The 13,136-nt window shown below is 42.6% G+C and carries 12 protein-coding genes; 9 read left to right on the top strand and 3 right to left on the bottom strand.

The annotated features are described in order from the left end of the window. Nucleotides 1-123: 123 nt before the first annotated feature. A complete protein-coding gene (locus tag VR862_RS11390; protein WP_324721098.1) occupies nt 124-2,628 on the top strand; it encodes a TonB-dependent receptor in 2,505 nt (834 codons plus the stop codon). A 109-nt stretch (nt 2,629-2,737) separates the two neighbouring features. Here the strand turns inward: VR862_RS11390 and VR862_RS11395 are convergent, their stop codons facing one another. Further along, nucleotides 2,738-2,992 (bottom strand): hypothetical protein, encoded by a 255-nt coding sequence (locus VR862_RS11395; protein ID WP_324721137.1) that lies wholly within the window; start codon nt 2,990-2,992, stop codon nt 2,738-2,740. 110 nt (nt 2,993-3,102) lie between these two features. Between VR862_RS11395 and fumC the strand changes: the two genes are divergently transcribed. Together fumC and VR862_RS11405 are read left to right on the top strand one after the other, a co-directional pair. Beyond that, entirely contained in the window at nt 3,103-4,500 is a 1,398-nt protein-coding gene (fumC, locus tag VR862_RS11400; protein WP_324721099.1) for a class II fumarate hydratase, read from the top strand. Between the two features lie 136 nt (nt 4,501-4,636). Continuing rightward, a complete protein-coding gene (locus VR862_RS11405) occupies nt 4,637-5,038 on the top strand; it encodes a hypothetical protein (RefSeq protein WP_324721100.1) in 402 nt (133 codons plus the stop codon). Here the strand turns inward: VR862_RS11405 and hutH are convergent. Together hutH and VR862_RS11415 are read right to left on the bottom strand one after the other, a co-directional pair. Continuing rightward, entirely contained in the window at nt 5,008-6,513 is a 1,506-nt protein-coding gene (gene hutH, locus VR862_RS11410; protein WP_324721101.1) for a histidine ammonia-lyase, read from the bottom strand. The two genes, VR862_RS11405 and hutH, sit on opposite strands and share 31 nt — an antisense overlap. Next, the gene (locus tag VR862_RS11415; protein ID WP_324721102.1) at nt 6,513-8,042 is read right to left on the bottom strand and encodes an NAD(P)H-hydrate dehydratase; all 1,530 of its coding nucleotides are present in this window, start codon (nt 8,040-8,042) and stop codon (nt 6,513-6,515) included. The genes hutH and VR862_RS11415 overlap by 1 nt, the downstream gene beginning before the upstream one ends. A gap of 141 nt (nt 8,043-8,183) precedes the next feature. Between VR862_RS11415 and gcvT the strand changes: the two genes are divergently transcribed. The 6 genes from gcvT to VR862_RS11445 all read left to right on the top strand — a co-directional run bounded on the left by gcvT (nt 8,184) and on the right by VR862_RS11445 (nt 13,030). Next, nucleotides 8,184-9,266, top strand: a complete 1,083-nt coding sequence (gene gcvT, locus VR862_RS11420; RefSeq protein WP_324721103.1) for a glycine cleavage system aminomethyltransferase GcvT — start codon at nt 8,184-8,186, stop codon at nt 9,264-9,266. Nucleotides 9,267-9,269: 3 nt separating this feature from the next. Continuing rightward, a complete protein-coding gene (locus tag VR862_RS11425; RefSeq protein ID WP_324721104.1) occupies nt 9,270-10,088 on the top strand; it encodes a sugar nucleotide-binding protein in 819 nt (272 codons plus the stop codon). A 70-nt stretch (nt 10,089-10,158) separates the two neighbouring features. Continuing rightward, entirely contained in the window at nt 10,159-10,449 is a 291-nt protein-coding gene (locus VR862_RS11430) for a 4a-hydroxytetrahydrobiopterin dehydratase (protein WP_324721105.1), read from the top strand. A 57-nt stretch (nt 10,450-10,506) separates the two neighbouring features. Beyond that, a complete protein-coding gene (locus tag VR862_RS11435; protein WP_324721106.1) occupies nt 10,507-11,235 on the top strand; it encodes a YebC/PmpR family DNA-binding transcriptional regulator in 729 nt (242 codons plus the stop codon). Between the two features lie 49 nt (nt 11,236-11,284). Beyond that, entirely contained in the window at nt 11,285-12,172 is an 888-nt protein-coding gene (locus VR862_RS11440) for a cation diffusion facilitator family transporter (protein WP_324721107.1), read from the top strand. Between the two features lie 132 nt (nt 12,173-12,304). Beyond that, a complete protein-coding gene (locus VR862_RS11445; RefSeq protein ID WP_324721108.1) occupies nt 12,305-13,030 on the top strand; it encodes an NYN domain-containing protein in 726 nt (241 codons plus the stop codon). The last annotated feature ends 106 nt before the right edge of the window (nt 13,031-13,136 follow it).

Consider the following 13,136-nt stretch of genomic DNA (forward strand, 5'->3'; position numbering starts at 1 on the left):
CAGGTGCGAATTCTCCACGTATTTTACAACTGCTAATCAGCTTGTTAAGAAATTTTATCTTTTTTTTCAACAAAAAAATTTAAACCATTCCGGTTTTTCTCAGTCCAAGAAGAAAAACCAGTTATGATCACGAGCATTAAGCGGCACCACTCAAGTGCCTTAATTTTTTCTTTAATTTTTCTCTTTTCCCTTTCTGCCTTTGCACAGGCACCGCGATATGAAGTTTCGGGCAAGGTCACCGATGAACAGGGAACTCCTTTGGAATATGCCACAATCTCTTTCCAAAGCACCGCGGACCCTTCTAATGTGAATGGGGGAATTACAGATCCACAGGGAAATTTTTCTATAGAGGTACGGGAAGGGACCTATAACATTACTGTTGAGTTCATTTCTTTTGAACCTAAAACTTTTTCTAACCGGCAAATCACCAGTGATGTAAATATGGGAACTATTGAGCTTGGGATGGCCGCAGGCGAGCTGGACGAAGTGGTCGTAACTGCAGAGACCACTCAGGTGGAAGTAAGATTAGACAAAAAGATCTACAATATAGGAAAAGACCTTACTACTGCAGGAGGAACTGTAGCCGATGCACTTAACAACGTTCCCTCTGTTGCAGTAGACATCAACGGGGGAATAAGCTTGAGAGGAAACGAGAATGTTCGAATCCTTATTAATGGAAAACCTTCAGCCATGGCAGGTTTTGGGAGCACTGATGTTCTCGCGCAGCTACCTGCAGATGCCATTGAAAGAGTGGAGGTGATCACCTCTCCATCAGCCAGGTATGATGCAGAAGGAACTGCAGGTATTCTAAACATCATCCTGCGAAAGGAAAAGACTCTCGGCTTTAATGGTTCTGTCAACCTCAACGTGGGATATCCCGACAATGCCGGGATTTCAACAAATGTTAACCTGAGAACCGATAAATTTAACATTTTCAATACCACAGGCTATAGGTACTTTGACGCACCGGGGAATGGATATTTTGATACCCGCTTCAACGAAAACAGCGCCGTATTTTTTGACCGCATAATTGAGGATAGAAATATTGAACGAATTAACCGGGGCTTCAATACCAATCTTGGAATTGAATATTACATCACAGATCGCTCCTCTCTAACCGCTACAGCTTTTTACAGAACGGGGGAAGATGAAGATCTCACTACGAATGTTACTACGAATTTCCTGGATGGATCTGAAGTATATGGAACCACCAGGAGAGAAAACCAGATGGAAGAGGATAACAGTTACCAGTTCTCTCTTAATTACATGAACCGTTTTAATGATAGCGGACATCAGTTAACTGCTGATATTCAAATTGAGCGGGATGAAGAAGTTCAAACAACCTCAATTAATGAAGAGGAGGATTTCAATGACATCGCCTATGAGAATTTCCTTTATGCAGAACATATTGATCAGACAGAAACTCAAAACGAGTATTTAATTCAGGCAGATTATGTACTGCCATTTGGGGAAGACTCTCAGTTTGAGGCAGGTTACCGCGGAAATTTTGAAAATGAAGTTACAGATTACGATTTGTTTCAACAGGAAGAAGATGGTGGCGAGCTTCAATATGACGAGGAATTGAGTAATGTTTTTGATTATACAGAAAATGTGCAGGCTCTTTATTCTCAATATGGTACCAAGCTGGGAGATTTTTCTTTTCTACTGGGACTTCGTTTGGAGTACACCAACTTAAAAGGAGAAATCGAATCTGAATTAACAGAGGAGCAATTGAGAGAGGTCTTTGGCTTTCCTATCGATACAAGTTTTGACAATGATTATTTAGGTTTTTTCCCAACAGTCAACGTTATTTACGAGATCGCTGAAACAGAAAATATTACTCTGGGCTACAATAGAAGAATAAACAGGCCGAGAGGCTGGTTCATTAACCCTTTCCCTTCCCGCAGCAGTACCAATAACATTTTCCAGGGAAATCCTAACCTACAGCCTGCTTTTTCAAATGCTTTTGATCTTGGGTATCTTAAAAGGTGGGATAAGCTTACTTTGACCTCTTCCGTCTACTATCAAAGAGAAACTGATGCTTTTGAGAGAATTGAACAAAATGTGGAGGGAAGTAACGTGATAAGAACCATTCCTGTGAATCTCTCCAGCAATGAACGAACAGGAGCCGAACTCGGTCTCTTATACAATCCTGCAAAATGGTTAAGACTTAATGGAAGTTTCAACTATTTCAACTTTAAAACTGAAGGAGAATTTGATGGAGAAGATTACAATGCAGAAAATTCCAGTTACTTTGCCAGGTTTAGTTCTAAGGTAACTCTTCCGGCGAAAATAGACTGGCAAACAAATGCATTTTACAGAGGTGCTTCTGAAGGGGTGCAGGGAACCACAGACGGTCTTTTATCTATAGATGTGGCGCTAAGTAAGGAACTGTTTAAGGAGAATGCTACCTTGTCGTTTAACGTAAGAGATCTTTTAAATTCGAGGAAAAGGGAAACCTTTACCACCACAAATACTTATGAAAGGTATAGTGAGTTCCAGTGGAGACAGCGTTCCTTTAATCTTTCATTCATTTACAGGTTCAACCAACAACGCCGCGACCAGCAAAGACAACAAAGAAGAGACGCCAATGCAGGTGATATGGATGACGAAGGAGGAGAATTTTAAATCCTAAAAGCTATATAAAATAATAAGAGCCGTCGGTCGACGGCTCTTATTATTTTATACTTGTCTACAATTTGAATTTTTGCCAAAAAAAAAGGACTAATGTCCTTTTTTAAGCTTTTTCTCTTTCGAGGCGTTTCTTTTCTTTCCTTTCGTCAAGCATCTCTTTTACTGCACCACCAATCCAGTAAGGGATAATTGCAGTCAAGAATAACATTACCCAAAATCCGATAAGTAGAATTATAAGGAAAGCTAAGAAGCCCAGATATTGATCAAATTCAAACATGTTTCCTATTTTATTGAATCTTTGCCAAAGATAGAAACTCTGGGAAGTTATCGCAAAAGTTTTTATTTTATTTTTCTCCAACTCCCAGATTAATACTCCCTGAAATAATTCGGGAAAAGCCCAATTTTGTTCCTTTTAAAGGTGTATAGATTTTAGCGAAAATGTAAATTTGTAGTAAATCAATTTACATCATGGACTACAGAATTGAAAAAGATACCATGGGGGAAGTAAAAGTCCCCTCAGATAAACTATGGGGAGCCCAGACTGAACGCTCCAGAAATAACTTCAAAATTGGCGCTCCGGGATCTATGCCTCTGGAGATCATCTACGGCTTTGCATACCTAAAGAAAGCTGCCGCTTTTACAAATTGCGAACTAGGGGTACTGCCGGTGGATAAAAGAGATCTTATTGCACAAGTCTGTGATGAGATACTGGAGGGGAAGCATGATGATCAATTTCCACTGGTAATTTGGCAAACAGGAAGCGGAACCCAGAGCAATATGAACCTCAATGAGGTGATCGCCAACCGCGCCCAGCAATTGGCAGGAAGAACTATAGGGGAAGGAGAAAAAGTACTTTCCCCCAATGATGATGTGAACAAATCCCAATCTTCAAATGATACTTTCCCTACAGGGATGCACATCGCAGTTTATAAGAAAATTGTGGAAGTCACCATTCCTGGAGTAAGACAACTTCGCAATACTCTGAAGAAAAAATCAGATCAATTCAAGGATGTAGTAAAAATAGGGCGTACCCATTTCATGGATGCCACTCCCCTCACCCTTGGGCAGGAGTTTAGCGGTTATGTTTCTCAGCTGGACCATGGTCTTAATGCCCTGGAAAACACTTTACCACACCTTTCTGAACTGGCCCTGGGAGGAACAGCAGTAGGTACAGGATTAAATACCCCAAAGGGTTATTCTAAACGCGTAGCCGAGTTCATAGCAAAATTCACCGAACTGCCTTTCGTTTCGGCACCTAATAAATTCGAAGCTCTTGCCGCTCATGATGCTTTCGTGGAAACCCACGGAGCTTTAAAAACTCTGGCAGTATCTCTTAACAAGATCGCCAATGACGTACGTATGTTGGCTTCGGGTCCCAGAAGTGGAATTGGGGAAATCTTTATTCCTGCAAATGAACCCGGTTCTTCTATTATGCCAGGAAAGGTGAACCCTACCCAGGTAGAAGCCCTTACAATGGTTTGTGCCCAGGTGATTGGTAATGATGTTACTATCAACGTGGGAGGAATGCAGGGACAGTTTGAGCTCAATGTGTTTAAACCTGTAATGGCTGCAAACATTCTTCAAAGCGCACAATTATTGGGAGATGCCTGCGCTTCTTTCGATGAGCATTGCGCCGTTGGAATTGAACCAAACAAGCCAAGAATACAGGAGTTATTGAACAATTCCCTTATGCTGGTAACAGCTCTCAACACCAGGATTGGTTACTATAAAGCGGCAGAGATCGCCAATACAGCTCATCAAAATGGAACTACTCTAAAGGAAGAGGCAGTGAATCTGGGCTATGTTACAGCCGAACAATTTGATGAATGGGTAAAACCAAAAGATATGGTTGGAGGATTGAAGTAAGCACCTAAATTACCTTACCAAAAGGTCTCCAAAAAGGATGTTTTTGGAGACCTTTTATTTTTTGCATTTAGCGCCCTATGCTTTCTTAATATTTTAAATAAAAAACATAATTTCGCAGCCATATCCCCTACCAATAATGATAAAGAAAGTTCAACTGGACTGCGGAGTCATCTGGGTTCACGACAGAATTCTCGTAAATGAGATGAATGAAGGCGCTCTACTTGACGTGCAGACCAATAGAGAGATCTTACAAATAGGTTGCAACAACTTCGGTAAAGAATTTTTCGGGTACATTTCCCACAGGATCAATTCGTATGCAGTAAACCCAATGGTTTACCGGGAATCTGCAGAACATCCACAGCTCAAAGCCATTGCAGTTGTTTCAGAAAATAAACAGGTGCGCGAAACTGCCCGCCTGGAACAGCAGTTCTATACTAACAAGAACTCCTTCGGGATCTTTAGCTCCCTCGAAGAGGCGAAAGATTGGATGAATGAGCAGATCAACAGCTATTCAAAAGCAAATTCCTTAAGCGAATAGGTTTCCAGGAATTTTTTCGCTTTTTGTATGAAGGGTGCCATAACCACATCCTCTTTCACCAGAGGCACCTCTTTGCGGAATTCGGTTATTAGTTTCTGAAGTACAGGGGATGTCTTGTATGGCCCCCTGTAAGAAAGGGCCTGTGAAGCATTGTAGAGTTCTATAGCCAATATCGTAGAGACATTTTCTACCACCTTTATTGCTTTTGTAGCAGCATTAGCTCCCATACTCACGTGATCTTCCTGTCCATTTGATGATACGATAGAATCTACACTAGCCGGAGTACATAGCTGTTTGTTCTGACTAACTATACTCGCGGCCGTGTACTGCGGAATCATAAAACCACTGTTCAAACCTGGTGCATCAACTAAAAACGCGGGACCTCTCAATCCCGAGACCAGTTGGTATATCCTTCTTTCTGAAATATTTCCAAGTTCGGCCATAGCAATAGCTAAATAATCCAGCGACAATGCGAGTGGCTGCCCGTGAAAGTTCCCTCCGGAAATCACCTTGTCGGCATCCACAAAAATATTGGGATTATCTGTGACCGAATTGATCTCGGTCTTGAAACATTTGTAGACAAAATCCAGAGTATCCTTGCTGGCACCATGAACCTGCGGTATACACCTGAAGGAATAAGGATCCTGAACATTTTGCTTTACCTGCTTTGCGATCTCACTTCCGGCAAGGATCTTTCTGATCCTTTCGGCCGTTTTGATCTGCCCCCTGTGCGGCCTTACGAGGTGCACCAGCTCATCAAAAGGGGAAGTATTGCAATCGTAGGCATCAACAGATAAGGCGCCAATGATATCGGCCCACATGGATAATCTGCCAGACCTTATAAGAGCATGCACCCCATGAGCGCTCATAAACTGAGTTCCGTTGAGAAGTGCCAGCCCCTCTTTGGATTGAAGAGTTATTGGTCTCCACCCGAATTTCTCAAGCATTTCTTCGGAAGAGATCACCTCGCCCTCATGATATACTTCACCCTTACCTATTAAAGGAAGTGACAAATGAGCCAAAGGTGCCAGATCCCCTGAAGCCCCTAATGAACCCTGGGAATAAACCACCGGAAGAATATCTTCATTATAGAATTCGATCAACCTGTTCACTGTCTTTAGAGAAACTCCTGAGTGCCCGTAGCTCAAAGATTGTATCTTAAGCAGGAGCATTAATCTTACAATTGGTTTTGAAACCTTTTCACCTGTGCCGCAGGCATGGGACATTACCAGGTTTTCCTGGAGCTTTGTTAGGTTTTCAGAAGATATCTTCACATTACACAGCGACCCAAATCCTGTATTGATCCCGTAGACAGGAGTTTTATTCTCCTTCATCTTATCATCAAGATATTTCCTCGCCTTTTCAATATTGTATATTGCTTCCTCGCTAAGGGCCAGGCTTTTTTTGTTTTCTATGATCTCCCTTATCTCTTCAATATCAAGAACAGAAGAACTTATATAGTGACAATCTCTCATTAGGAATTGTTGGTTTGTTTGGTTTCAAAAAGGTCAAAAATGGCCGCTCCTGTATTTTTTGCAATATCCCCAGCTACCACTCCTTCATAACTGAATTTTTCTGCGGCAAGGTCTCCTGCCTTTCCGTGCAGATAAGCCCCCAGCACTGCAGCCCGCAAGGAATCGTAGCCCTGACCGATAAGTGCTGTGATCACTCCCGTAAGGACATCACCGCTTCCTGCAGTTGCCATTCCGGGGTTTCCGGAGGTATTAATGAACAGATCATTGGGTGTAACAACAAAGGTATAGGTGCCTTTTATAAGCACGATCACCTTATATTCTCTGGTAAAGGATTTTACTTTTTCCAGTTTTTCGAAATCGTCTTTCCAGGAGCCTATCAACCGTTCGAGCTCTTTTGGGTGAGGCGTTAGAACACTTCCCTCCGGAATAAGCCTGAGCAATTCATTCTTTTTGGAAAGAATATTGAGCCCATCGGCATCTATGACCATTGGTTTTTTATTCATTTTAAGCAGCCGTTCAAAAGCTTCAATGGTTTCTTCCTTTGTCCCCACTCCTACTCCAAAGCCTATTACATCTGGATCAAGATCGAATTGAATATTTGTGAGAATTTCCTTGTGAGGATCTGTGATCACCATGGCTTCGGGTAATGCTGTTTGAAGTATATCGTAGCCGCACTTTGGGGAGTAGATGGTAACCAGTCCTGCACCGGCACGTAAGGCCGCAGTTGCTGCGAGACATACACTTCCAATTTTTCCATAGCTACCGCCAATGATAAGGGCATGACCATAATTTCCTTTATGGGAAAATCTTTGCCGCGGCCTGTAGAGTGCACGGGCTTCAGGTTTGGAAATCAGTTCGGCTACAGCCCCCGTCTGTTTTAAAAATCCAGCATCAAGGCCAATATCCAGGATTTGTAGATCTCCAACAAAGGGTGCAGTATCGGGCATGTAAAATGCCATTTTTGGCACCTGAAAAGTTATAGTGTAGCTGGCCCTGATGATCGATTCCAGATCCTCAACAGCGGCATCGGCCATTAGACCCGAAGGCATATCTATTGCCAGAACAAAAGCACCCGATGCATTTATATGCCGCACCAGTCCTGCTACCCAATCTGGTAACGGCCGGTTCAATCCCACTCCGAATATGGCATCCACAACGAAATCACCATAATTGATCTCAGGGAACTCATCTTCAGATTTTAGCAGGACAGGCCATTTCTTGGTCCGGTTCTTTACCCGGTCATAGTTTATCAGAAAATCCTGCGATCGCTGGTCACTGTAGTTCACAATGTAAATAGTGACGTCATAACCGGCTTCGATCAATTGTCTTCCCACTACCAGGCCGTCACCCCCATTGTTTCCTATTCCGCAGAAGATCTTAACAGGAATGGGCGCTCCCTGCAGGCGCTTATGGATCTCCTCAAAGACCTTAGTAGCTGCCCTTTCCATAAGTTCGTCGGAAGATATCCCCTGCTTTTCAATAGTCAGCTTATCGGCCTCCTTGACTTGTTTGGCACTAAGGATCTTCATAGGGTGGTGCTTTTGAAAACTAATACAAATATAGAATTTCCTGCGGCCCTATCGTTTGCCCGACTTATTTCTGTTGAAAAATTATGCTTTAAACCCGCATTCCTTTCTGAAATTAATAAATTTGCGCAAAATTTTATTCAAATGAAGAATACTGCCCTTAGCTCTACTCATAAAGAACTTGGTGCCAAAATGGTACCTTTTGCAGGTTATAATATGCCTGTATCCTATGAAGGTGTAAATATTGAACACGAGACCGTGAGAAAAGCGGTTGGTGTTTTTGATGTATCCCATATGGGCGAATTCCTTATTACCGGAAAAAATGCCCTGGATTTGATTCAGAAGATAAGTTCTAATGATGTCTCCAAACTAACAGATGGAAAGGCACAGTACAGTTGTATGCCAAACAACGAAGGTGGAATTGTAGACGATCTTATCATTTACCGCTTTAATGAAGAGAAATACCTACTGGTGGTCAATGCCTCTAATATCGAGAAGGATTGGAACTGGATCTCTCAGCACAACAGCATGGATGCAACTATGCGAGATCTTTCCGATGAATATTCGCTCCTGGCTATACAGGGGCCTAAGGCTGCCGAAGCTATGCAGTCTCTTACCGACGTGAACCTTTCAGAAATAAAGTTCTACACCTTTAAAGTAGCTCCATTTGCCGGCGTGGAAAATGTCATCATATCGGCTACCGGATATACCGGAAGTGGCGGATTTGAGATCTACGTGAAGAACGAAGATGCCCAGCGGGTATGGGACCAGGTTTTTGAGGCTGGTGCAGACTACGGTATCAAACCCATTGGTCTTGCTGCGAGAGACACTCTGCGTCTTGAAATGGGATTCTGCCTTTACGGAAATGATATCGATGACACTACTTCCCCAATTGAAGCAGGTCTCGGCTGGATCACCAAATTCACTAAGGACTTCGTAAATTCTGAAGCTTTAAAAGAGCAAAAAGAAAAGGGACCACAACGCAAACTCATTGGTTTTGAACTTGATGAGCGCGGAATTCCCCGCCAGGGATATGAAATTGTAGATGATAATGGCAAGGTTATTGGCAACGTTACCTCAGGAACCATGTCTCCTTCTCTAGAAAAAGGGATTGGAATGGGCTATGTTCCTGTAGAGTATGCCACCCCGGGAAGTAAAATTAATATTCAGATACGCAAAAAAGCTCTTCCTGCTACAGTGGTAAAAATGCCATTTTATAAAGGATAGTTTTTGAAAAAAATATTGATCTTAGGGGGAAGCGGCTTTATTGGGAATGCCCTGTATAAAGAGCTTTACCCCTACTTTGATACGCATGCCACCTACCACACGGAAAATGCTTCTTTTGGGAAAAACCAAAAGTTTCACCAGTTTGATGTTGAAAGGGAAAGCATAAGTATCCTTCTGGAAAATCTACGGCCGAACGCAATCATTTCTGCCCTCCGGGGAGACTTTCTGGCCCAGATTCATGCCCACTTTGAAATCATTGATTACCTGCAGAAGAACAAGAATACGAAGCTAATTTTTATTTCTTCAGCCAATGTCTTTGATGCTTTTACCAATTATCCTTCATATGAATATGATAAGACGCTTTCGAAAAGTGTCTACGGAAGGTTCAAGATCAAGATCGAAAATGCACTCCTGCGACTGCCCAACAACAAGTATGTCATCGCCAGGTTGCCTATGGTGTTTGGAGCAAATTCCCCACGGGTGCATGAGATCAAGAGGCAATTAAAGGAGCACGAGGCCATTGAGGTCTTCTCTAACGTAGTGGTCAATGCTACTTATGAGGCCAAGGTCACCCAACAGCTCCATTATATCATTAACCGAAACCGGCAAGGAGTATTTCACCTTGGGAGCAATGATCTTATTCACCACAATGACCTTATAGCCGAGATCTGTGAAATGTTGGGAGAAAAGAAACCCCTGCTAAAGAATGTCTACGATTCCAACTTCGATCGTTTTTTGGCAGTGATCCCCAAAGATAATTTACTCCCCAAGAATTTACAGATCTCGATCCAGGAAGTTGTATCGAGTTCACTGGTTTCCTGATTGTTAATCTTCTACTAATTACCCTCTATCCCTCTTTTTTCATGTTTAACTTTAAACAAAACCTGAAAAAATGGAAATAATGGATCAATATGAGATCAACCGAAGGTTAGAGGATCTCGAGGGCTGGGAATACAAAGATGACGCAATTCACACTTCCTTCCAGTTTGAGAATTTCAAGGAATGCTTTTCGGTGATGGTGAGGATAGCTTTTGAAGCTGAAGCCCAGCAGCACCACCCAAACTGGACAAATGTCTACAGTGAATTACAGATTTCGCTTTCAACACATGACGCCGGCGGCGTCACAGAAAAAGATTTCAAACTTGCCCGAAGCATTGAAAATATAGTAGATGCCGGCGAATAATCTTTTTTAGGAGATAGATGATTTTTCCTATTTTTACGCCACAATTAATTCAAGGAAATGGGAAGAGCATTTGAATTCAGGAAAGCGCGAAAAATGAAGCGATGGTCTGCTATGGCCAAAGCTTTCACTCGTATTGGGAAAGACATAGTCATGGCTGTCAAGGAAGGCGGACCAGACCCCGATACCAACTCCAGGTTACGGGCGGTAATCCAGAATGCCAAAAGTGTCAACATGCCCAAAGACAATATCGAACGCGCAATTAAACGTGCTTCAGATAAAAGTCAGGGCGACTACAAAATTGTACTTTTTGAAGGCTATGCACCACACGGGATCGCCGTACTGGTGGAAACCGCTACAGATAATAATAACCGCACCGTTGCCAACGTGAGATCGTATTTCAACAAGTGTGATGGAAACTTGGGAACTTCAGGTTCGGTAGAATTTATGTTCGATCATTCCTGTAACTTCAGGATTGCTAAAGAAGGACTTGATCCCGAAGAACTTGAGCTGGAACTTATCGATTTTGGTGCCGAAGAAGTATTTGAGGATGAAGATGGCATCATCATTTACGCACCATTTGAAGCTTTTGGAGGAATTCAGAAGGAATTGGAAAGCCGTGATATTGAGATTATTTCTTCCGGTTTTGAGTATATTCCGCAGGTAACAAAGAAATTATCTCCCGAAGAAGCTGCCGATGTTGAAAAGCTTCTGGAAAAGCTGGAAGAAGACGATGATGTACAGCATGTATATCACACCATGGAGGAATCCACAGAGGAAGAAGAATAGAAATACAACAGGGCCGGTGAAGAACCGGCCTTTTAGCTTCTAAACATTAATGGAAACCGAAACCCACCGCCAGGCCATCAAAGCCTCTTATTATAGCATTGCCGGCAATGCTATTTTGGCCATTATAAAGGGGGTGACCGGGTTCTTCGGAAATTCCTATGCACTTATCGCAGATGCTATTGAATCCACAACAGATGTGTTCGCGAGTCTGCTGGTGCTCTTCGGGCTGAAATATTCTGCCCGGCCGGCCGATGATAACCATCCTTATGGTCATGGCCGTGTGGAGCCGCTCATCACGTTTGCTGTTGTTGGATTTTTAGTGGTCTCGGCGACTATCATCGTGATGGAAAGCATAGAAAATATTCAGACTCCGCATAAAGTACCAAAACCTTATACGCTCATTGTTCTCGCTGCTATTATAGCCACAAAAGAGATCTTTTACAGATTCATCAACAAGAAAAGTGATGAGACCAAAAGCAGCTCCCTAAAAGCTGATGCCTGGCACCACCGCAGTGATGCCATCACTTCCCTCATGGCGTTCATAGGTATTTCAATAGCCTTATTTATGGGCAAAGGCTATGAAACCGCCGATGACTGGGCAGCCCTTTTCGCTTCAGGTTTTATTCTTTATAATGCCTATTTGATACTGCGTCCCGCTTTGGGGGAGATCATGGATGAGCACCTTTATGATGACATGGTAGCAGAAATAAGGGAGATCTCGCAAAAAGAAAAAGGAGTCATTGAAACTGAAAAATGCTTTATCAGGAAAACAGGGATGACCTTTCATGTGGACCTACATGTTATTGTTGATGGCACGTTATCGGTGAATGAAGGCCATGAGATTGCTCACAACCTAAAGGACCGGCTACTTAAGGAAATGCCCGAAATAGCCGATATCCTCATCCACATCGAACCTCACGATACAGATCACTCCTGAAAAATACCCTTTTTGCCCCCCTTGTCTTTTCAAGCTTAGCCTTTCCTAAAAATTTATTAATCCCATGGCTCATCTGCAAGGGACGTTCTCAATTGCCTATCTTTATAGAATAAACAAGAAAACAGAGTTTAAATGGATGTAAGATTAGCTGTCCTCATAGACGGCGACAATATTCCTTCAGCCTATGTAAAGGAAATGATGGAAGAAATAGCCAAATACGGCAACCCAACAATAAAAAGAATTTACGGCGACTGGACGAAGCCTCACCTGGCCAAATGGAAAGCGGTACTGCTTGAAAATGCGGTAACTCCCATTCAGCAGTATGGCTATACCCAGGGTAAAAATGCGACCGATTCGGCCATGATCATCGATGCCATGGACATTCTGTACTCAGAGAAAGTTGACGGCTTTTGCCTGGTTTCCAGCGACAGTGATTTTACCCGTCTTGCGACCAGGCTTAGAGAAGCCGGCATGAACGTCATTGGAATTGGAGAAAAGAAAACTCCAGATCCTTTCATCGTTGCCTGCGACAGGTTCATTTACATCGAGATCCTTAAAAATCAAACTAAAGAGTCCAAAGAAAAAGAGACCAAGAAGGATAATTACGACAAGATCACCAATAAGGTGATAAGGTTGATCGCCACAACCATTTCTGATGTTGCCGATGATGACGGATGGGCGTTTCTGGGAGACGTTGGTAGCCTTTTGCAAAAGAAGCAGCCTAACTTTGACTCCCGGAACTACGGTTTTCAGAAATTAACTCCTATGATAAGTTCCATTGATAAATTTGAGATTGAATCCAGGGAAAATCAGGGTCGCGGGAAGTACAAGCTAATTTATGTGAGGAATAAAGAATGATTTAAGGGAATAATGATTAAGGATAAACACTGGTACAGGATTGGTTTGCTGTAAAAGCCGACAACCAGGAGTTAAGGACCAGTTCATTCTGTTGGTAACAATGAAA

Origin of the sequence: Salinimicrobium aquimaris, assembly GCF_035607535.1 — a bacterium.
Lineage (GTDB): Bacteria > Bacteroidota > Bacteroidia > Flavobacteriales > Flavobacteriaceae > Salinimicrobium.